The sequence below is a fragment of the Kosakonia sp. LAM2021 genome (genome assembly GCF_016620385.1).
Taxonomy (GTDB): Bacteria; Pseudomonadota; Gammaproteobacteria; order Enterobacterales; family Enterobacteriaceae; genus Kosakonia; species Kosakonia sacchari.
Genome location: NZ_JAENHT010000014.1, coordinates 42,280 through 62,591, shown reverse-complemented (window position 1 = coordinate 62,591; position 20,312 = coordinate 42,280). Strand labels below are relative to the sequence as shown.

Below are 20,312 nucleotides of genomic sequence, written 5' to 3'. Positions count from 1 at the left end.
AAGCCCCCAACAATGTGAACCAGGTTGTAATTATTTTGTAAACACATTGCTAAAAGAAATCACATCCACTACAACCAATACATCACAAGTGGTCAGACCTCCTACAAGCAAGGGAGCTTTTCTTTATGATGATTTTGAGCATTATCGCAACGGTTGTTCTGCTCGGCGCGCTGTTTTACCACCGCGTTAACCTGCTGCTCAGCAGCGTGATCCTGCTGGCGTGGACCGCCGCGCTGGGCGTTGCTGGCCTGTGGTCTATCTGGGTGCTGCTGCCGCTCGCGATTATTCTGGTGCCGTTTAACCTGCCACCGATGCGTAAAGCGTTGATTTCCGCACCGGTATTCCGTGGTTTCCGTAAAGTGATGCCGCCAATGTCGCGCACCGAAAAAGAGGCCATCGACGCCGGGACAACCTGGTGGGAAGGCGATCTGTTTCGCGGTAACCCGGACTGGAAAAAACTGCATAACTACCCGCAGCCGCGCCTGACCGCTGAAGAGCAGGCGTTTATCGACGGCCCGGTAGAAGAAGCCTGTCGCATGGCGAATGACTTCCAGATCACTCATGAAATGGCCGATCTGCCGCCGGAACTGTGGGCGTTCTTAAAAGAGCACCGCTTCTTTGCGATGATCATCAAAAAAGAGTACGGCGGGCTGGAATTCTCGGCTTATGCCCAGTCCCGTGTGCTGCAAAAACTCGCGGGAGTCTCCGGTATTCTGGCGATCACCGTCGGCGTACCGAACTCCTTAGGCCCGGGTGAATTGCTGCAACACTACGGCACCCAGGAGCAAAAAGATCACTATTTGCCGCGCCTGGCGCGCGGTGTAGAAATCCCCTGCTTCGCACTGACCAGCCCGGAAGCTGGCTCCGATGCGGGCGCCATTCCGGATACCGGCATCGTTTGCATGGGTGACTGGCAGGGCGAACAGGTGCTCGGTATGCGCCTGACCTGGAACAAACGCTACATTACGCTGGCACCAATCGCTACCGTGCTGGGTCTGGCGTTCAAACTCTCTGACCCGGATAAACTGCTGGGTGGCGACGAAGAATTAGGCATTACCTGTGCGTTGATCCCCACTTCTACGCCGGGCGTGGAAATTGGCCGCCGTCACTTCCCGCTGAACGTGCCGTTCCAGAATGGTCCGACCCGCGGCGACGATATCTTTGTACCGATTGATTACATTATTGGCGGGCCGAAAATGGCCGGTCAGGGCTGGCGTATGCTGGTGGAATGTCTGTCGGTAGGTCGCGGTATTACACTGCCGTCCAACTCCACCGGCGGTGTCAAATCCGTCGCGATGGGGATTGGTGCCTACGCTCATATCCGCCGCCAGTTCAAAGTATCGATTGGTAAAATGGAAGGCATCGAAGAGCCGCTGGCGCGTATTGGCGGTAATGCCTACGCCATGGATGCAGCCGCATCGCTGGTGACTTACGGCATTATGCTCGGTGAAAAACCGGCGGTGCTTTCGGCAATCGTTAAGTATCACTGTACCCACCGTGGTCAGCAGTCAATTATTGATGCGATGGATATTGCTGGTGGTAAAGGCATCATGCTCGGCGAGGGTAACTTCCTGGCGCGTAGCTACCAGGGTGCGCCGATCGCCATTACCGTAGAAGGCGCGAATATCCTCACCCGTACCATGATGATCTTCGGCCAGGGCGCCATCCGCTGTCATCCGTATGTGCTGGAAGAGATGGCTGCCGCGCAGAATAACGACGTGGACGCCTTCGATAAACTGTTGTTCAAACATATCGGCCACGTCGGCAGCAACGAAATGCGCAGCCTCTGGCTCGGCCTGACGCGCGGTTTAACCAGCGCCACGCCGACCCGTGACGCGACTAAACGTTATTACCAGCATCTGAACCGTGTGAGTGCCAACCTGGCGCTGCTCTCGGATGTGTCCATGGCGGTACTTGGCGGCAGCCTGAAACGCCGCGAACGCATCTCGGCACGTCTCGGCGATGTGTTAAGCCAGCTCTATCTCGCTTCGGCGGTGCTGAAACGCTATGACGACGAAGGCCGTCAGGAAGCGGATCTGCCGCTGGTACACTGGGGCGTGCAGGATGCGCTCTACCAGGCGGAACAAGCGATGCATGATTTGCTGGAGAACTTCCCGAACCGCTTTGTGGCGGGCGCCCTGAGCCTGGTGATTTTCCCGACCGGCCGTCATTACCGCGCACCGTCCGACAAACTGGATCACAAGGTCGCGAAGATCCTGCAAACCCCGAGCGCAACGCGTTCACGTATTGGCCGCGGTCAGTACCTGACGCCAAGCGAGCATAACCCGGTCGGTCTGCTGGAAGAGGCGCTGGTTGATGTGATGGCAGCGGATCCGATCCATCAGCGCATCTGCAAAGAGTTAGGCAAAAATCTGCCCTTTACCCGTCTGGACGTGCTGGCGCAGCAGGCGCTGGCAAGCGGGCTGATTAATCAGGATGAGGCCGCGCTGTTGAACAAAGCCGAAGTCAGCCGCCTGCGCAGTATCAACGTTGACGACTTTGAACCGGAGGCACTGGCGACTCAGCCGGTGGTAAAAACGCCGGAGAAAGTGCGTAAACCGGAAGCTGCCTGACGAAGTAAGCGGCTGAAAACGCTCTCCTCTTATCGAAACCCGCATCATGCGGGTTTTTTTATTTATCCTCATGCTACAGTGTGCAAATGCTGTCTTACGGGGGAGTTGCTATTGTGCCTGGTTTAAAAATTACGCTGTTACAACAACCGTTAGTCTGGATGGATGGCCCCGCCAACCTGCGCCATTTCGATATCCAGTTAGAAGACGTCACCGGGCGTGATGTGATTGTGCTGCCGGAAATGTTCACCACCGGTTTTGCCATGGAGGCGGCGAAACAATCCATGCCGCAAGATGAGGTCATTGCCTGGATGCAGAACAAAGCGCGCCAGACCGATGCGCTGGTCGCCGGTAGCGCCGCGCTGCAAACCGATCGCGGCCCGGTAAACCGCTTTCTGCTCGTCGAACCGCAAGGCAAGGTGCACTTCTACGATAAACGCCATCTGTTCCGCATGGCCGATGAGCACCATCACTACGAAGCGGGTAACGAGCGCGTGGTGTTTGAGTGGCGCGGCTGGCGCATTCTGCCACTGGTCTGTTACGACCTGCGTTTTCCGGTGTGGTCGCGTAACCGCAATGATTACGATCTGCTGCTTTATGTTGCCAACTGGCCAGCGCCGCGCTCGCTGCACTGGCAATCACTGCTGGTTGCCCGCGCGATTGAAAACCTCGCCTGGGTGGCGGGCTGCAATCGTGTCGGCACCGATGGCAACGGCCACCACTATCGTGGCGACAGCCGGGTTATCAGCCCGCAGGGCGAAATCATCGCCACCGCCGAGCCGCACCAGGCGACGCGCATTGACGCCGAGCTGTCACTCAGTGCGTTACAGGAGTACCGCGAGAAGTTTCCGGCCTGGCAGGATGCCGATCCCTTTACGCTGGAGTAAGGCGATCCCCTCTCCCTTTCGGGAAAAGTTCCACGTCTACTGCGCGTGAATAAGCCTTCCTACCGCAAGGCTCAGAGCGCGCAGAGCGTGGGCGACATCGCTACAGGCCACGCTTTCCGCCGGATGATGGCTGATGCCTTTATAACAACGCACAAACAGCATGGCTGAAGGCCAGCGTTCCGCAATGGCGATAGCATCATGCCCTGCGCCACTCGGCAGAGATAAAACCTTCCCCTGCACGATGTGTACCGCATCAGCCAGCTCTTCACGCAGTGGCATATCGCACGGCGTGGCGGCAATGGTGTAAAAAATGTCGTGGCGGAACTCAAGCCTGCGTTGCCGGGCGATGCGGTTGGCTTCGTCCAGCAAGTGGTTGAGCAATGCTTCGCGCTTATCATCCTGCGGGCTACGGATATCGAGCGTAAGCCCAACCGCGCCGGGGATCACATTTACCGCACCGGGTTCGCATTGCAATGTGCCAACGGTGGCAACCATCTCCGGGCCGGCCTCGATCGTTGCCTGTTCGATAATCTGTATCCATTCGGCGGCAGCGGTCAGCGCATCACGGCGATGACGCATCGGCACTGTACCGGCGTGCCCGGCCTCACCGGTAAAACGGCAGCTAAGCCGCCGCGCACCGTTGATGGCCGTGACCACGCCGAGCGCCAGATCCGCTTGTTCCAGTACCGGTCCCTGTTCAATATGCAGCTCCAGATAGGCGGAAAAATCCGCGACCGGGCGCTGCGCACTGGCAATCTGCGCGGGATCCAACCCGGCCTGTTCCAGCGCCTGCGCCACGCTAACGCCCTGCGCATCTTCACAGGCCAGCCACGCTTGCGGCCAGCTGCCGGTCAGCCCACGGCTGCCAAGCAGCGCGATGTTAAACCGCGTACCCTCTTCGTCAGCAAAACCGACAATCTCGATCGCCTGCCTGCCGCGCAGGTTAGCCCGATTCAGGCCATCAACAACTTCAATCGCCGCCAGTACACCAAGCATACCGTCGTATCGCCCGGCATCGCGCACGGTATCAAGATGCGAACCGAGCAGCAGCGCCTGGCCTCCCGCTTCGATACCTTCGTAACGGCCAAAAATATTGCCGACCGCATCCTGCCAGGTGCGCATCCCCGCCTGTTGCATCCACCCGGCAACCAGCGCATTTGCCTGCAAATGCTCAGGCGAGAGATAAACACGGGTGAGTTGGCCCGGCGTTTCGCTGATTTGCGCCAGCGCGTCACAGCGCTGCATAAGCCGGCTGGCGGCTTGCGCGGCATCGAAAGACGTCATCATTAACTGACTCCTTCGTAAATGTCCCATGCCGCCTGCATGCCCGCACCCTGAACGGTGCGAAAACCCAGCCGGTTTAACACCGCTTCCAGCGCGGTCAGCGTTTGCAGCACGCAATCTTTGCGCGCGTTATACCCCATGGTGCCGATGCGCCAGATCTTGCCCTGCAGCGGGCCAAACGAGGTGCCAATCTCAATATGGAAATCATCCAGCAGACGTTTACGCACCTCTTCGCCATGTACTTCCTGCGGGATGTGCACGCCGAGAACGTTGTTCATCTTGTGGCGGATATCGCCAAACACCTCCAGCCCCATGCCCTGGATGCCCGCAAGCATTGCGCGCCCGTGCAGTTCGTGGCGCGCAATCAGCTTTTCCATGCCCTCTTCAAGCATAATGCGTGCGCATTCGCGGGCGGCGAACAGCATGCTGGTCGCTTCTGTGTGGTGGTTCAGACGTTCCGGCCCCCAGTAATCCATCACCATGCCGAGATCGAAATAGTTGGAGTAGATCATCTCCTCTGCACCATCCTGATGCGCCTCGGTGCGAATGCCTTGTTCTACGCATTTGCGCGCGCGTACTGCGGCTTCCATTCGTGCGCTAAGAGTAATGGGCGAACTCCCGGACGGGCCGCCAAGGCACTTTTGCAACCCGGCGGAAACGGCATCCAGGCCCCATGCATCGCTTTCTAACCGGTTGCCGCCGAGCGAAGCGGTGGCGTCGGTATAAAACAGCACATCGTGGCGGCGACAAATCTCACCTAATTGATCCAGCGGTTGCAGCATGGTGGTCGAGGTATCGCCGTGTACCGTTAGCAGCAGGCGCGGCTTGATGTGAACGATGGCATCTTCAATCTGATCCGGGCTAAACACCTCGCCCCACGGCACCTCAATGGTGTGAACTTCAGCGCGGCAGCGGCGGGCAATTTCACACAGCAGATGACCGAAACGACCAAACACCGGCACCAGCACCTTATCACCAGGCCGAATGGCGGAAACGAGGATCGCCTCAATACCCGCGCGCGAGGTGCCATCCACCAGCATCGTCCAGCGGTTTTCCGTGCGAAACACCTCACGGTAGAGCGCCATCACTTCGTTCATGTAGCCGGTCATAACCGGGTCGTATTGCCCTATCAGCTGGCTCGCCATCGCCCGCAGAACACGCGGGTCGGCGTTGATTGGCCCCGGCCCCATCAACAGGCGCGAAGGCGGATTAATTTGCGGGAATTGCTGGAAATCAAACATGGGCGCGTCCTTTAGTCTGCGACAGCGTAAGAAATGAAACAAAAGATTCGTTGAATTAAATTCTGCAACTAATGTGCCACAGACAAAAACACGACACCAGCGCAGAGTAACCGCTATTTCATAGGCAAATCCAAAAGAAAACGGGGCGCTTAACGCCCCGTCATAACACATCAGGATGGTGCAGGAGCACCATTGTAGTGCATTAACGGTGTTCAAGCTCATCCAGTTCATCGTACAGCGAAGCGATGTGGTGAATTCGCTGGCGCCCTTCGCTCAGTGCGGTGTGCAGCACGGCATTGGACAGCAAATTAACCAGGCTCATGGCGCTGCTGTAGCTGTCGAACGCGGAGACGCTCTCCAGCGGCAAACCGATGTGCCAGCGGCACAGCGGCTTAATGCTGGCGGCCTGCGGCTCACTGATTGCCAACAGCGGAATACCCTGCTGATGCAACACCTCCAGCAGCGGGCGCACCACGCGCGGGCGGCGGCGAAACGCCACCACCACCACCATATCGTTCGGGGTGATGTCGACCACTTCTTCCGCCAGCGTCTGCCCCGGCTGCGGCATCAGCAGCACCTGACCACGGCTTTGCAGCAGTTGCTGGCGCAGGTGCAACGCCACAGGGGCGCTGTTACGCAGACCCAAAATAAACACCCGCTTCGCCGTGTTGAGCGCGGTGACAATCTCGGCGAATTGCCCGGCATCCAGCGTATTGACCCACAGCGTCAGGTTCGCCATCTCCTGCTTGTAATGGCGCGCCAGCAGTGTGTTGCCCTGCACCGCGTCGCGGTTCTCGGTCAGCGGCATACCGCTCTGGCGCAGCGTACGCAGTTCATCGCGCATCTCTTTGAAACGATCGTAGCCCAGGCGCTTAAACAAGCGGCTGACGGTCGCTTTCGATACCCCGCTCAAGCGCGCCAGCTCGGCGCTGTTATAGCTCACCAGATCGTCGAAATGATCGATGATAAACGAGGCAACCCGTTGTTCCTGTGGGGATAGCTCGTCAAAGCTCGCCCGTAAACGCTCATCCAGCTGCTGCATAGCTTCTCCTGCAACTTTTGTTTCAGGCTAAGCTGACACAGTGAAACGCCCGGCGTCAATCTGGAACAGCTCTTGCTTAGTGTTCTGCACTTACCCGCAGAAAACAGGAAGCGTGACGATGCAAAGTAATATGGCCCCCTCCGGCATGGCGGTGACACCGCACCATCTCGCCAGCGAATCGGCGTTGTCGGTGCTGCGCCACGGTGGCGACGCAATTGAAGCGATGGTAGCGGCAGCAGCAACCATTGCGGTGGCCTACCCGCACATGAACGGCATCGGCGGCGATGGCTTCTGGTTGATTGTGCCGCCTGAAGGCGAACCACTCGCCATCGACGCCAGCGGCGCGGCCGGGCAACACGCGACACGCGAGTTTTATGCTGGTCACGCGCATATCCCCCATCGCGGAACGCTTGCCGCGCTGACTGTACCCGGCACGCTCAGCGGCTGGGATGAGGCGCTGAAAGTCTCCGCCGCGCTCGGTGGCGGGCAGCTTCCGCTCTCCCGGTTACTGGCCGATGCGATTCGCTACGCCGCCGACGGCATTCCGGTCACCCAGTCGCAGGCCAGCGCTACGCAAAGTAAATATGCGGAACTGGTGGATATCCCCGGTTTTGCAGACACCTTTTTACCGCAAGGCAATACCCCACTGGCAGGCAGCCGCTTTTGCCAGCCTAAACTCGCCCGCACGCTGACCCAGCTTGCCACCGAAGGGCTGGACAGTTTTTACCGTGGCTCGTTGGCGCAGTTGATCGCCCGCGAAATGCAGGCGTTGGGTTTACCCGTGACCGCCCAGGATCTGGCGAACCATCGCGCCCAGCGCCGCGTGCCGTTGAAGCTCAGCCATAGCCAGGGCGAAATTTTCAATATGACGCCGCCGACGCAGGGGCTGGTATCGCTGGCCATTCTCGGCATTACTGACCATCTGGAGATGGCGCAGGCAAGTGAAGTGCAAACCATTCACCGCATTGTGGAAGCGACCAAGAAAGCCTTCGGCCTGCGCGATCGCTACATCACCGATCCGCGCCACGTCACGCTGCCGGTACAGAGCCTGCTGGAGCAAGCACCGCTGGAGCAACTGGCGGCCAGCATTGATGAGCAGCGCGCCGCGCCCTGGGGACAGGGGAAAGGGCCGGGCGATACCGTGTGGATGGGGGTTATCGATAAAAACGGGCTGGCGGTGTCGTTTATCCAGAGCATATACCACGAATTTGGCAGCGGCGTGGTGCTGCCGGAAAGTGGCGTGCTGCTGCAAAACCGCGGCGCGGCTTTTAGTCTCGATCCGGCACATCTGCTGGCGCTGATGCCAGGTAAACAGCCGTTCCACACTTTAAACCCCGCCGCCGCGCGCCTGAAAGATGGGCGCACGCTGGTTTACGGCACCATGGGTGGCGACGGTCAGCCGCAAACGCAGGCCGCCATTTTTACCCGCCATGTCATGCAGGGCATGCCGTTGCAGGAGGCGGTTTGCGCCCCACGCTGGTTGCTGGGTCGCACATGGGGGCAGCTATCCGATAGCCTGAAACTGGAAGGACGCTTTAGCGAAGAGACATACCAGGCGCTGCGCGCGCTGGGGCATGAGGTTGAGTGGTTGCCGGGAATGAGTGAAGCGACCGGGCACGCAGGGGCGATTGTGCGCCATACCAGCGGCATGCTGGAAGGGGCTTACGATCTGCGTAGTAACGGCAGCGCAGCGGGATTTTAAGGAGCAATGATGAAGACAACATTTGACTGGCCGACCTATATCTGGCTGATGGAACAACTGCTTGATGTCCCGCTGGATGACGCACGCCGCGCCGAGCTGGAAATCCAGCTCGCCAGAATCGCCGCGATGGCGCAACCGCTAATGGCTTTTACGCTGCCGCACCGCCAGGAAGGCGCAGGAGAGTACCGGTTATGAATTTATCGATTGTTGAGATCCAGCGCGGTCTGCGGGGAAGAAACGTTAGCGCTCGCGAACTGGCGCACCGCCAGCAAGACTCTGGAGAGCACCGGCTATGAATTTATCGATTGCTGATATTCAGCGTGGCCTGCGGGAAAAAACGTTAGCGCCTGCGAACTGGCGCACCGTCAGCAAGGCGCAGGAGAGCACCGGCTATGAATTTATCGATTGCTGATATTCAGCGTGGCCTGCGGGAAAAAACCTTTAGCGCCAGCGAACTGGCGCAGCAGACGCTGGCGCGCATTGAGCGCGACAATCCGCGCCTCAACGCCTTTACTGACATCACAGCTATGCGCATGCTGGCTGAGGCCGCGCAAATCGACCAACAAATCGCCAATGGCGAAGCATTGCCCGCGCTGGCGGGCGTGCCGTATGGCGTGAAAAACCTGTTTGATATCGAAGGCGTCGCCACGCTTGCCGGAGCGAAGCTCTTTTGCCAGCAACCGCCCGCCACGGCAGACGCGTTTGCGCTTCGCCAGTTGACGCGCGCGGGCGCGATGCTCGCCGGGGCGCTGAATATGGATGCCTACGCCTATGGTTTTACCACCGAAAACAGCCACTACGGCGCAACGCGCAACCCACGCGATCCGCAGCGTATCGCAGGCGGTTCGTCCGGCGGTTCGGCGGCGGCTGTCGCGGCGGGGATGGTCAATTTTTCGCTCGGTAGTGACACCAACGGATCAATCCGCGTACCCGCCTCCCTGTGCGGTATTAACGGACTGAAACCGACATTTGGCCGCCTGTCGCGCAGCGGTAGCCATCCGTTTGTCGCCAGCCTCGATCATATCGGCCCGCTGGCGCGTAGCGTTGAGGATTTAACGCAGGTGTATGACGCTTTGCAGGGTCACGATCCCGACGATCGCTGGCAGTCCGATCGCGCCAGTGATGCCGCCTTGCCGCAGTTGCATGGGAAAAGCAGGCTGCGCTGCGCCGTGCTGGAGGGGTATTTCACAAGCTGGTGCGATGACTATGCGCGTCAGGCCGTTGCCCGTGTCGCGCGAGCGCTGAATGCTGACAATGCGATAACGCTGCCGGAAGCGGAGCTGGCGCGAACGGCGGCCTTTTTGCTGTCGGCGGCGGAAGGCGGTAACCATTATTTACCCGCCCTGCGCACCGACGCTGACGCGTTCGAACCCAACTCGCGCGAACGCCTGCTGGCGGGCGCGATGACACCCTCGGCGTGGTACACGCAGGCACAGCGGTTTCGCGCCTGGTTTCGCGATAAAACGTTGCCGTTGTTTAAGGATGTCGATCTGCTGTTAGCCCCGGCAACGCCCTGCTGTGCAACGCTGATTGGCGCGCAGACCATGCACATTAACGGCGTCGATTTACCCATAAAAGCGAGCATGGGCATGTTAACGCAGCCGATCTCATTTCTTGGCTTGCCGGTGGTCACCGTGGCGCTGAAAGCCGCCAGCGGTTTACCGATAGGCGTACAAATTATTGGCGCGCCCTGGCAGGAAGCGCGCTGTTTACAGGCGGCATGGCGGCTGGAACAGGCCGGTCTTCTTTTTCCACAGGATGCAGCATGAACCGAGATAATGTTGATCGCCCGGCGATACTCAATGAAGTGACCACCGCGTTTTACCGCTATGAGCAGGCGCTTATCAGCAATGATATTGATGTACTGGACGAGCTGTTCTGGGATGACGCACGTACCGTGCGTTACGGCGCGACCGAAAACCTGTACGGCATTGCCGCGATCCGCGATTTTCGCAACGCGCGCCCCTCCAGCGGGCTTGAGCGCGTGCTACGCAATACCACTATCACCACTTTTGGCGATGATATGGCGGTGGCGAGCACCGAGTTTACGCGGGAAAACAGTGAGAAAATTGGCCGCCAGATGCAGACCTGGGTGAAGTTCCCGTGGGGCTGGCGCATTGTGGCGGCGCATGTGAGTGTGATGGGGTAACAACAGCCCTCTCCGTCAAAGGAGAGGGAGAAAATCAACCTTCGTGCAGCCCGCATTCGCGTTTGAGGCCAAAGAAGCGGGTCTCTTCTTCTGCCATGCCCGGCTCCCATTTGCGGGTGGTGTGCGTGTCGCCCACCGAAAGGTAGCCCTGATCCCACAGCGGGTGGTAATTCAGCCCGTGTTTTTGCAGGTACTGGTAAACCGTGCGGTTATCCCAGTCGATGATCGGTAACACTTTGAACACCCCGCGCTGGATAGCCAGCACCGGCAATGTGGCGCGGCTGCCGGATTGCTCGCGGCGCAGCCCGGCAAACCAGGTTTTTGCGTTCAGTTCGGCCAGCGCGCGGTTCATCGGCTCGACTTTGTTGATGTGATTGTATTTTTCAATCCCTTCAACGCCCTGCTCCCACAGTTTTCCGTAGCGCGCTTCTTGCCAGGCCGGGCTTTGCTCGGCGCGGTAGATTTTCAGGTTCAGCTTGAGCTTGTCCGTGAGCTCGTCGATAAACTGGTAGGTTTCCGGGAACAGATAACCGGTATCGGTGAGGATCACCGGGATATCCGGGCGCACCTGGTTGACCAGATGCAGGCTCACCGCCGCCTGAATGCCAAAGCTTGAGGAGAGCACATATTCACCCGGCAGGTTTTCCAGCGCCCAGGCGACACGCTCTTCAGCGCTGAGTTTCTCAAGCTGCGCGTTGGTTTCAGAAAGCTGCAGTATGCGGTCTACTTTGGGCAGCTCGTTTAGCGCGTTCAGATCGAGTACGGACATATTGACCTCTCTTATCACCTCTTCCTCCCCGATCGGGGAGGAAGGAATCAGGCGTTATTCCCAGAAATCCCGCGCCGGATCGAGCACCGGGCGGATAATTCCAGCGCGGATGGTGAAGTCGCCAAAACCTTCGCCCTCTTCTCGTTCGTGCGCCCAGCGTGCGACCAGCTCATCGATAGCGCCAAGGATTTCGGGTTCAGTAATGTTTTCGCGGTACATGCGCGGAATGCGTGTGCCACTGCGATTACCACCGATATGCAAGTTATAGCGTCCCGGCGCTTTGCCGACCAGGCCGATCTCCGCCAGCATCGCACGACCGCAACCGTTCGGGCAGCCGGTTACACGCAGCACAATGTGATCATCGCCCACGCCGTGTTTTTCCATCAGCGCTTCGACTTTATCGACAAACGAAGGCAGGAAACGCTCGGCTTCTGCCATCGCCAGCGGGCAGGTCGGGAACGACACGCAGGCCATTGAGTTTTCGCGCTGCGGTTTTACCGCGTCCATCAGCCCGTGGCTGCGCGCCAGTTTTTCGATCTTCGCTTTCTGGCTTTCCGGCACACCGGCGATGATCAGGTTCTGGTTGGCGGTAATGCGGAATTCACCTTTGTGGATCTTCGCAATTTCCAGCAGGCCGGTTTTCAGTGGACGGCCCGGGTAATCCAGAATACGGCCGTTTTCAATAAACAGCGTCAGGTGCCATTTATTGTCGATGCCTTTCACCCAGCCGATGCGATCGCCGCGACCGGTAAATTCGTACGGGCGGATCGGTTCAAATTTGATCCCGGCACGGCGTTCAACTTCCGCTTTGAAGGTATCTACGCCAACGCGCTCCAGCGTGTATTTGGTTTTGGCGTTTTTACGATCGGTGCGGTTGCCCCAGTCGCGCTGCGTCGTAACTACCGCTTCCGCGACCGCCAGCGTGTGTTCCAGCGGCAGATAACCGAATTCGCTCGCCGTGCGGGCGTACGTTTTCTTGTTGCCATGCTCGATAGACAGACCGCCGCCAACCAGCAGGTTAAAGCCCACCAGCTTGCCGTTTTCCGCAATCGCCACGAAGTTCATGTCGTTAGCGTGCAGATCGATGTCGTTCTGCGGCGGGATAACCACCGTAGTTTTAAACTTACGCGGCAAGTAAGTCTGGCCTAAGATCGGCTCTTCATCGGTGGTCGCCACTTTTTCCTGATCGAGCCAGATCTCCGCGTAAGCACGGGTGCGCGGCAGCAGATGTTCGGAGATCTTTTTCGCCCATTCGTAGGCTTCAGCGTGCAGTTCAGATTCGTACGGGTTCGAAGTACAAAGCACGTTACGGTTCATGTCGTTGGCGGTCGCCAGCGCGTCCAGCCCAACGGCGTGCAGCATCTGGTGCGCCGGTTTCACATTTTTCTTCAAAATGCCGTGAAACTGGAACGTCTGACGGTTGGTCAGGCGGATGCTGCCGTAAATTGTGTTGTCGTGGGCGAATTTATCAATCGCCTGCCACTGTTTGGTGGTGATAATTCCGCCCGGCAAACGGCAACGCAGCATCATCGCATGGCGTGGCTCCAGCTTTTGCTCAGCACGCTCGGCGCGGATATCGCGATCGTCTTGCTGATACATGCCGTGAAAACGGATCAGCAGAAAGTTGTCGCCGTTGAAACCGCCGGTCAGACCGTCATGCAAATCTTCCGCAATCGTACCGCGCAGGTAGTTGCTTTCGCGTTTCATGCGTTCGGCGTCGGTCAGTTTGCCTTCGACCACCAGTGGGCCTGGGTGTTTTTCGCTCATTAGTAGACATCTCGCTGATAACGGCGCTCAACGCGCAGCTCACTTAAAAATTCATCCGCCGCTTCGGTGTCCATGCCACCAAATTCGGCAATTACATCCAGTAAAGCCTGCTCAACGTCTTTCGCCATGCGATTGGCGTCGCCGCAGACATAAATGTGCGCACCGTCATTGATCCAGCGCCACAGTTCCGCGCCTTGTTCGCGCAGTTTGTCTTGTACGTAAACTTTTTCTTTTTGATCTCTGGACCAGGCCAAATCGATGCGGCTCAGCACGCCCTCTTTAACATAGCGCTGCCACTCGACCTGGTAGAGGAAATCTTCGGTAAAGTGCGGATTGCCAAAGAACAGCCAGTTTTTGCCTGGCGCTTCATCGGCGGCGCGCTGTTGCATAAAGGCGCGGAACGGCGCAATACCGGTGCCCGGCCCAATCATGATCACCGGCGTTTGCGGGTTCGCCGGCAGACGGAAGTTATCGTTATGCTCGATAAAGACCCGGACTTCGCCCTCTTCTTCAACGCGATCGGCGAGGAAGCTGGAGGCACCGCCCGCACGGGCGCGGCCTTCGACGTCATAACGCACCACGCCGACGGTGACATGCACTTCACTCTCCACTTCTGCCTGCGAAGAGGCAATCGAGTAAAGACGCGGCGTCAGCGGGCGCAGCAGGCCAATCAGCGCGTCCGCATCCAGCTGCGCCGGAGAGAAACGCACCATATCGACAATTGGCGTGGTCGCGGCGTAGTGCTGCAACTGCGCTTTATCGCCGACCAGCGGCAGGAGTGATTCACTGCGCGTCAGGGTGGCGTAGTTTTCCACGATATTGGCGGTGTTGACCGTCAATTCGAAATGCCACTGCAACGCTTCGGCGAGCGGCAGAGTTTTACCTTCAACCGTGACCAGCTCATCGCCTTTCAGCCATAGCAGCTCAACCAGCTCTTTGACTAACGCAGGATCGTTCTGATACCAGACGCCGAGCGCATCGCCCGGCTGATAACGCAAGCCGGAGTCGCCCAAATCGATTTCGATGTGGCGCACATCTTTTTCTGAATCACGTCCGGTGATTTTCTGGTTAACCGACAGGCTTGCGCTAAGCGGTGCTTCTTTGGTGTACGGGCTGGAGAAAATTTCATTCACCGCACCACTGGCGGCGACAGCGGTTTGCGCAGGCGTAGAGGCTGGCGCACGGGCTTTCAGCACCTCAACCACACGGGCGCGCCATTCTGCTGCTGCGGCCTGGTATTCAACATCCGCATCGACGCGATCCAGCAGACGTTCAGCACCCAGTTCCGCCAGTTTGCTGTCGAAATCTTTCCCGGCCTGGCAGAAAAATTCATACGAGGTGTCGCCCAGACCGAAGACCGCAAAGGCAGTGCCATCCAGTTTTGGCGCTTTTTTCGAGAACAGGAATTTATGCAGCGCAACGGCTTCTTCCGGTGCTTCCCCTTCACCCTGCGTTGAGGCAACGACGATCAGCAGTTTCTCATTCGCGATCTGTTTGAATTTGTAGTCGCCCGCGTTGACCAGCGTGACATTGAGTTTCGCCGCCAATAAGTCATCGCGCAGCGCTTCGGCTACACGGCGGGCGTTACCGGTCTGCGAGGCGGAAATCAGCGTAATAGAGGAGGCTTCTGCTACCGGCGTCGCAGCGACCGTTGCGCCAGTTGGCTGCTGATTCAGCACGCCCCAGAAATAGCCGGAAACCCAGGCGAGCTGGGTGGGTGTTAAATCAGTGGTGGCCGCCTGGAGGCGCGCCAGTTGCTCCGGATTAAGCGGAAGCAACGCGGAAGGTGGGACCTGGGTCATCATGCGTCGTATTGTTCCAGTAGCAATTCCCTTTCGTCTTTCGCGCAGCCTGTGAACGCGCCAACGCCGCGAAATCCATGGGGATATAATTTTGAAAAAAGTGAAGTGAAACTAAGGTTAACGGTGGGGATAATAACAATTAAAGAAAGGTTGGAAATAATAAATAACCAAAAGAACTAACCTGTTTTAGTTATAGTTGTTAACACTAAAACCGGTTGAATAACTTATTGAATTACATTGATAAAATGAATGTGTTGCGGTTCAGCTTCTGTCGTAACCGCTTTTAGTGATTTTAATTAATGCTAAAAAAGGTCATTTCCGCTACCATGCGGCGGTTTTTTGTAAGCCAGAGAGTTCATTATGTCGACCACGTTGTTTAAAGATTTCACTTTCGAAGCCGCTCATCACTTGCCGCATGTCCCGCAGGGGCACAAATGCGGTCGTCTGCATGGCCACTCGTTTATGGTGCGCCTGGAGATCACCGGCGAGGTGGATCCTTATACCGGCTGGATAATGGACTTCGCCGAGCTAAAAGCCGCGTTTAAGCCGCTTTACGAGCGCCTGGACCACTATTATTTGAATGAGATCCCAGGGCTTGAAAACCCCACCAGCGAAGTGCTGGCGAAATGGATTTGGGATCAGATGAAACCGGTGGTGCCGCTACTGAGCGCGGTGATGGTAAAAGAGACCTGCACGGCGGGTTGCGTTTATCGCGGCGAATAACAGACTTTCGTACTGTCAACCTGCGAGCCGAGCAGCGGGTTGACAGCACATTTGCCCACGCTTTATCTGCTCCGCCCGCAGACACCAGTGTGTTCAACGCACCAGATAACCGCCATCGACGACTAATAAATGACCATTGACAAAATCCGAGGCGCGGCTGGCGAGAAAAATTACCGCTCCCATTAAATCCTGCGTATCTCCCCAGCGCATAGCCGGTGTGTGATCAATTCCCCATTTATATTGCTTGCGATCGCTACGAATTATTTGCGTGATATCCGTGGAGAAATACCCCGGCGCGATACCGTTTACCTGAATATTAAATTGCGCTAATTCGTCACAATAGGCTTTTGTTAAACCGGCCAGCGCATGTTTTGTCGCGGAATAGGCTGGCGATCCCTGTTGACCTAAAAATGAACGCACCGAGCAAATATTGATAATTTTTCCGCGAAGGTTTTTCGCCATCACTTTTGCAGCTTCATGACATAATTCAAAGGCGGCCGTCAGATTCACATTAATCATCGGATCCCAATCAGCGCGATTAAACTGCCAGACATTATTCATTTTGCAGATACCTGCGTTATTCACCAAAATATCAACCGTACCGAAGCGTTCACAGCAGGCGCTGATTATCTTTTGCGGTGCGCCTTCGGCGGTAATATCAATTTCCATAAATTCAACATCTACGCCCTGCTGTTTAATGGCTTCTTCTGTTTCCCCACCGTCTGAAGTAATCGCCGGAATAAAAACATTTGCCCCGGCTTTTGCCAGCGCAACGGAAAACGCCTGTCCTAATCCACTATTACCGCCGGTGACAATAGCGGTTTTCCCCTGTAAGGAAAAAAAGTCCAGCGAAAAATTATTAATTGATCTTATTGACATTGCTTGTTCCAAAATCCTTTTAGAAAAAAAGCAACGCTCCGCAATAACGAAGCGAATTTTGCAATATTTAAATATCGTGACCGGACATTTTCTAACACAGATAAATAAAATAACACTTGATAAAGGTCAAAGTTAAATTATCACGATAATTCACTTCGGAATAATCACTTTATTTCCCCTTTCTGTATTAAAAAACCCGCCAGCGGCGGGTTTCTATTAAGCAATATTGAGATATTTGTGTGTCTGCATCGACAGCCGCCAGTTGCGGGCGATACAGGTTTCAATACACAAGCGTGTCGCATCCTCTTTCTGGCTTATCGGCTGCAAGGCGATGACCCGCTGTTTATCATCGTGTAGCTGCGCCAGCAACTCGTCCAGCGCTTCAATATCGCGCAGGCGGCCAACAGGGTGCTTAATCTCATCGGCGCGCTCCAGCGCCTGCTGGAGGACATCATAACCGCCACGCATATTCACTTTCGGCGATACGGTGACCCAGGTGGTGTGCGACGTACGAACCTCGTGTGTGCCGCTGGTTTCAATCTGACAGCTAAAGCCGTTGTGCTCAAGCAGCGTGGTCAACGCAGTGAGATCGTGTATGCAGGGCTCACCGCCGGTAATGACCACATGGCGTGCTGTCCAGCCCTGACGCTGGATAATGGCGAGCAGATCTTCACTGCTTGCCGCGCCCCATTTGTCGCTCTCTTTGGTCTTCGCGAGAATGCTGTACAGCGAAACCTCCCGATCCGCGAGCTTATCCCAGGTGTGTTTGGTATCGCACCAGGCGCAACCAACCGGGCATCCCTGTAAACGAATAAAAATGGCGGGAACGCCGGTGAAGTAACCCTCGCCTTGCAGGGTCTGGAACATCTCGTTAATCGGGTACTGCATCGTCGCTCTTATTACCAGGGAAAAACGCCATTATTGCAGATAACCCGCAGGGGATCATGTGCCATTTGCGCCGCGCACCGCGGGCGATTTAACTTCCTGATAATGAAAACTATCAGTTATGGCAAATTGTCATTACCGGCTTTCAGCCGCTATCCTATGACGGTTCTTTCCCTGATTTGCCCCGCAAGGATGATGCAAATGGCGCGCATATTGGCACTGCTGCTGGTGCTGACTTTTACCCTTCCGGCGCTGGCTGTGCCTGTTCCACCGATGAATGGCGTGGTTAACGATCCTGAAAATCAGTTAAGCCTCTGGCAGCGTAAAGCGCTTATCCTGCAGGTAAGCGATCTGAATGCCCGTACAGGGACACAAACCGCCGTACTGCTGATAGCCACGACAAATGGCGAAACCATTGAACACTTTGCCAACACAGTTTTTAACCGCTGGCAGCTTGGCGATGCCCGGCGTAATGACGGCGTATTGGTGCTGGTCGCGTTGCAGGACAGAAAAGTGCGTATCGTGGTGGGAAGCGGCCTGGAGGACATGTTAACCAACGCGCTGGCAAAGCAAATCATTGATGAATATATGCTTCCGTCCTTCCGGCAAAATGACCTGAATACCGGTATTGTGCGCGGCGTTGAGGGGATCAGCACCGTGCTTGCCAGCCAGCCGCTACCTAAAGCTCAACCCCCGTCATTTTTCCAGCAAATGGCCACCTGGTTTTCCCTGTGGAAGAGTTTGATTGTGTTGGCGGTGGTCATCATTGCCCTGATGGTCAAAGGCAAAATCCGCACGCTGGCAGGACTGTTTCTTATCGCCTGTCCTCTGGCCGTGATTTTGTTCGCGTACAGTGAACAAAACCCTTTGCTGCTGCCTTTTACTATATTCTGCGCTGCCGTGCCCGCCTTTATTTTGCTGATGATTTTGTGCGTATGGTTGATTTACCCGCAGCGACTTACCGCCGCAGGCCGGCAGAAATATCGTGAGAGCAGGCAACTTACTTATTCGCGTGGAGGCGAGACCAGCACCGACACGACCACTTATACCAGCAGCGAGAGTTCCAGCCATAGCAGTAGCGACAGTTCCAGCGGTGGTGGCGGTTCGAGTGACGGCGGCGGCGCTTCGGGGAACTGGTGAGCCGTAAAGCGCAAAAGAAATGATGTAACCAGGTATTATTTCTTTTACATCCTGAATTATATTTATGAATAATTAACAGGCTAACAAACGAAAAATAATTCATTAAATATCATCGATATAAATATTTTCCGAAACGTGGCGGAATCTTTTTATTTTATTGGTTGTCGTAGACAAATCCCCCGCGTTTTCTTCCTTAAAACCAGCTTAAGAAACCCCGTTTTTGTACGTCATTTTATTGATATGGCGTTTAGCTTTCTGTGCCTACAATCCGCCACAACAACCATGATGAGAAAGCGTTGATGAATACATTATTGATTACGGGTGTCACTGGGTTTCTTGGCGGGGCGGTATTAGAAAAAATTCTTCACGACAATCTACCGATGAATTTATTGCTGCTGGTTCGCGCCGAAAATAGCGAAGCCGGGCTTGCGCGCGTTAAAAGCAATATGCGCAAATTCAACCTCAGTGATGAGGTGCTGAACTCACTTTCGACTTCGCAGATCCTGCTCGGCGATTTGGGCGAACCAGAAGGTTTTACTGCCGATCCGCGTCTGGAAAATGTCACCCACGTGCTGAACTGCGCAGCCGTGGCCTCTTTTGGTAACAATCCGCTGGTGTGGAAAGTCAACGTGGAAGGCACGCTGACGTTTGCACGCCGGATGTCGCAAGTTGCCGGGTTACAGCGTTTTCTGCACGTTGGCACCGCGATGTCGTGTACCCCGGAGCCGGATTCACTGGTACCGGAAAGCAGCGAGTTTCGCGAGAATGCCGAGCACCTGGTGACCTATACGCACTCCAAATCCACTATCGAACAACTGATGCGCAAAGAGTGCCCGCAGTTGCCGCTGGTGATCGCACGTCCATCGATTGTCGTCGGCCACACCAGCCACGGTTGCACCCCGTCTACCAGTATCTTCTGGGTGTTCAGCATGGGGCTGATGCTGCAAAAATTTATGTGTTCACTGGAAGATCGCGTGGATGTGATCCCGGTGGATTACTGCGCCGATGCGCTGCTGATGCTACTTAGCGGAGAGATTGCGCAGGGTGAAGTGGTGCATATCTCGGCCGGGGAAGAGAATAGCGTCCGCTTTGCCGATATCGACAGGGCAATGGCGCAGGCGCTGGAAAAAGCGCCGGTTGGCGATAAATACGCACAGGTTAGCTATGAAACACTGGTGAAAATGCGCCGCGAGCTGAAGGATATCTTCGGGCCGTGCAACGAGCGCCTGATGCTGAAAGCGATGCGTCTTTACGGAGCGTTTGCCACGCTTAACGTACGTTTCAGCAATGATAAGCTGCTCAGCATGGGCATGCCGAAGCCGCCGCGGTTTACCGACTATATCGCCCGCTGCGTGCAGACAACGCGCGGCCTGACGATACCGCAGCAGATGGAAGTCGATTTTAAATAGTCAAAAGCCCAAAAAAAAATGCCAGTCAACTGACTGGCATTTTTATTTGATCAACGCTTAGCG

The 20,312-nt window shown here is 56.3% G+C and carries 17 protein-coding genes; 9 read left to right on the top strand and 8 right to left on the bottom strand.

Annotation, left to right across the window (positions count from 1 at the left end; translation table 11 throughout):
- The first annotated feature begins 125 nt into the window (after positions 1–125).
- Both fadE and JKP81_RS21595 read left to right on the top strand, forming a co-directional pair.
- Complete coding sequence (fadE, locus tag JKP81_RS21600) at positions 126–2,573, top strand: acyl-CoA dehydrogenase FadE (RefSeq protein ID WP_200553336.1); 2,448 nt, start codon at positions 126–128, stop codon at positions 2,571–2,573.
- Between the two features lie 113 nt (positions 2,574–2,686).
- Positions 2,687–3,457, top strand: a complete 771-nt coding sequence (locus tag JKP81_RS21595; protein ID WP_200553335.1) for an amidohydrolase — start codon at positions 2,687–2,689, stop codon at positions 3,455–3,457.
- Between the two features lie 36 nt (positions 3,458–3,493).
- Here JKP81_RS21595 and hpxK read toward each other — a convergent pair whose 3' ends face one another.
- The 3 genes from hpxK to JKP81_RS21580 form a co-directional block, all read right to left on the bottom strand.
- The gene (gene hpxK, locus JKP81_RS21590; RefSeq protein WP_200553334.1) at positions 3,494–4,744 is read right to left on the bottom strand and encodes an allantoate amidohydrolase; all 1,251 of its coding nucleotides are present in this window, start codon (positions 4,742–4,744) and stop codon (positions 3,494–3,496) included.
- Positions 4,744–5,982: an alanine--glyoxylate aminotransferase family protein gene (locus JKP81_RS21585; RefSeq protein ID WP_200553333.1), complete on the bottom strand. Its 1,239-nt coding sequence runs from the start codon at positions 5,980–5,982 to the stop codon at positions 4,744–4,746. The genes hpxK and JKP81_RS21585 overlap by 1 nt, the downstream gene beginning before the upstream one ends.
- Before the next feature lie 202 nt (positions 5,983–6,184).
- Positions 6,185–7,024 carry a MurR/RpiR family transcriptional regulator gene (locus JKP81_RS21580; RefSeq protein ID WP_200553332.1) on the bottom strand — a complete coding sequence of 280 codons (840 nt, stop codon included), beginning with the start codon at positions 7,022–7,024 and terminating at the stop codon, positions 6,185–6,187.
- A 118-nt stretch (positions 7,025–7,142) separates the two neighbouring features.
- Here JKP81_RS21580 and ggt point away from each other — a divergent pair, with 118 nt between their 5' ends.
- The 4 genes from ggt (at position 7,143) to hpxZ (ending at position 10,875) form a co-directional block, all read left to right on the top strand.
- Positions 7,143–8,726 (top strand): gamma-glutamyltransferase, encoded by a 1,584-nt coding sequence (gene ggt, locus JKP81_RS21575; RefSeq protein WP_200553331.1) that lies wholly within the window; start codon positions 7,143–7,145, stop codon positions 8,724–8,726.
- Positions 8,727–8,735: 9 nt separating this feature from the next.
- Entirely contained in the window at positions 8,736–8,921 is a 186-nt protein-coding gene (gene hpxX / locus JKP81_RS21570; RefSeq protein ID WP_200553353.1) for an oxalurate catabolism protein HpxX, read from the top strand.
- Between the two features lie 197 nt (positions 8,922–9,118).
- Positions 9,119–10,495 (top strand): AtzE family amidohydrolase, encoded by a 1,377-nt coding sequence (locus tag JKP81_RS21565; RefSeq protein WP_200553330.1) that lies wholly within the window; start codon positions 9,119–9,121, stop codon positions 10,493–10,495.
- Complete coding sequence (gene hpxZ, locus JKP81_RS21560) at positions 10,492–10,875, top strand: oxalurate catabolism protein HpxZ (protein ID WP_045513280.1); 384 nt, start codon at positions 10,492–10,494, stop codon at positions 10,873–10,875. The genes JKP81_RS21565 and hpxZ overlap by 4 nt, the downstream gene beginning before the upstream one ends.
- 34 nt (positions 10,876–10,909) lie before the next feature.
- On the opposite strand, the gene cysH is transcribed toward hpxZ, so the two are convergent.
- Genes cysH through cysJ form a run of 3 tightly spaced genes read right to left on the bottom strand, consistent with a single transcriptional unit; the run spans position 10,910 to position 15,216 of the window.
- Positions 10,910–11,644, bottom strand: a complete 735-nt coding sequence (gene cysH / locus JKP81_RS21555) for a phosphoadenosine phosphosulfate reductase (protein ID WP_017458757.1) — start codon at positions 11,642–11,644, stop codon at positions 10,910–10,912.
- A gap of 54 nt (positions 11,645–11,698) precedes the next feature.
- A complete protein-coding gene (gene cysI, locus JKP81_RS21550) occupies positions 11,699–13,411 on the bottom strand; it encodes an assimilatory sulfite reductase (NADPH) hemoprotein subunit (protein WP_200553329.1) in 1,713 nt (570 codons plus the stop codon).
- Positions 13,411–15,216: an NADPH-dependent assimilatory sulfite reductase flavoprotein subunit gene (cysJ, locus tag JKP81_RS21545; protein WP_200553328.1), complete on the bottom strand. Its 1,806-nt coding sequence runs from the start codon at positions 15,214–15,216 to the stop codon at positions 13,411–13,413. Before cysJ ends, cysI begins: the two co-directional genes overlap by 1 nt.
- Positions 15,217–15,573: 357 nt before the next feature.
- Between cysJ and queD the strand changes: the two genes are divergently transcribed.
- Positions 15,574–15,936, top strand: coding sequence for a 6-carboxytetrahydropterin synthase QueD (gene queD / locus JKP81_RS21540; RefSeq protein WP_017458754.1), 363 nt, complete (start codon positions 15,574–15,576; stop codon positions 15,934–15,936).
- 93 nt (positions 15,937–16,029) lie between these two features.
- Here the strand turns inward: queD and JKP81_RS21535 are convergent, their stop codons facing one another.
- Together JKP81_RS21535 and queE are read right to left on the bottom strand one after the other, a co-directional pair.
- A complete protein-coding gene (locus JKP81_RS21535; protein WP_200553327.1) occupies positions 16,030–16,815 on the bottom strand; it encodes an SDR family oxidoreductase in 786 nt (261 codons plus the stop codon).
- Between the two features lie 216 nt (positions 16,816–17,031).
- Complete coding sequence (gene queE / locus JKP81_RS21530; RefSeq protein ID WP_200553326.1) at positions 17,032–17,703, bottom strand: 7-carboxy-7-deazaguanine synthase QueE; 672 nt, start codon at positions 17,701–17,703, stop codon at positions 17,032–17,034.
- A gap of 198 nt (positions 17,704–17,901) precedes the next feature.
- On the opposite strand from queE, the gene JKP81_RS21525 reads away from it, so the two are divergent.
- Positions 17,902–18,840: a YgcG family protein gene (locus tag JKP81_RS21525; RefSeq protein WP_200553325.1), complete on the top strand. Its 939-nt coding sequence runs from the start codon at positions 17,902–17,904 to the stop codon at positions 18,838–18,840.
- A 299-nt stretch (positions 18,841–19,139) separates the two neighbouring features.
- Positions 19,140–20,249: an SDR family oxidoreductase gene (locus JKP81_RS21520; RefSeq protein WP_200553324.1), complete on the top strand. Its 1,110-nt coding sequence runs from the start codon at positions 19,140–19,142 to the stop codon at positions 20,247–20,249.
- The last annotated feature ends 63 nt before the right edge of the window (positions 20,250–20,312 follow it).

Coding starts and splice junctions, on each gene's coding strand:
- fadE (WP_200553336.1), top strand. CDS start 126: ATGATGATTTTGAGCATTATCGCAACGGTTGTTCTGCTCGGCGCGCTG.
- hpxK (WP_200553334.1), bottom strand. CDS start 4,744: ATGATGACGTCTTTCGATGCCGCGCAAGCCGCCAGCCGGCTTATGCAG.
- JKP81_RS21585 (WP_200553333.1), bottom strand. CDS start 5,982: ATGTTTGATTTCCAGCAATTCCCGCAAATTAATCCGCCTTCGCGCCTG.
- JKP81_RS21580 (WP_200553332.1), bottom strand. CDS start 7,024: ATGCAGCAGCTGGATGAGCGTTTACGGGCGAGCTTTGACGAGCTATCC.
- ggt (WP_200553331.1), top strand. CDS start 7,143: ATGCAAAGTAATATGGCCCCCTCCGGCATGGCGGTGACACCGCACCAT.
- hpxX (WP_200553353.1), top strand. CDS start 8,736: ATGAAGACAACATTTGACTGGCCGACCTATATCTGGCTGATGGAACAA.
- JKP81_RS21565 (WP_200553330.1), top strand. CDS start 9,119: ATGAATTTATCGATTGCTGATATTCAGCGTGGCCTGCGGGAAAAAACC.
- hpxZ (WP_045513280.1), top strand. CDS start 10,492: ATGAACCGAGATAATGTTGATCGCCCGGCGATACTCAATGAAGTGACC.
- cysH (WP_017458757.1), bottom strand. CDS start 11,644: ATGTCCGTACTCGATCTGAACGCGCTAAACGAGCTGCCCAAAGTAGAC.
- cysI (WP_200553329.1), bottom strand. CDS start 13,411: ATGAGCGAAAAACACCCAGGCCCACTGGTGGTCGAAGGCAAACTGACC.
- cysJ (WP_200553328.1), bottom strand. CDS start 15,216: ATGATGACCCAGGTCCCACCTTCCGCGTTGCTTCCGCTTAATCCGGAG.
- queD (WP_017458754.1), top strand. CDS start 15,574: ATGTCGACCACGTTGTTTAAAGATTTCACTTTCGAAGCCGCTCATCAC.
- JKP81_RS21535 (WP_200553327.1), bottom strand. CDS start 16,815: ATGTCAATAAGATCAATTAATAATTTTTCGCTGGACTTTTTTTCCTTA.
- queE (WP_200553326.1), bottom strand. CDS start 17,703: ATGCAGTACCCGATTAACGAGATGTTCCAGACCCTGCAAGGCGAGGGT.
- JKP81_RS21525 (WP_200553325.1), top strand. CDS start 17,902: ATGGCGCGCATATTGGCACTGCTGCTGGTGCTGACTTTTACCCTTCCG.
- JKP81_RS21520 (WP_200553324.1), top strand. CDS start 19,140: ATGAATACATTATTGATTACGGGTGTCACTGGGTTTCTTGGCGGGGCG.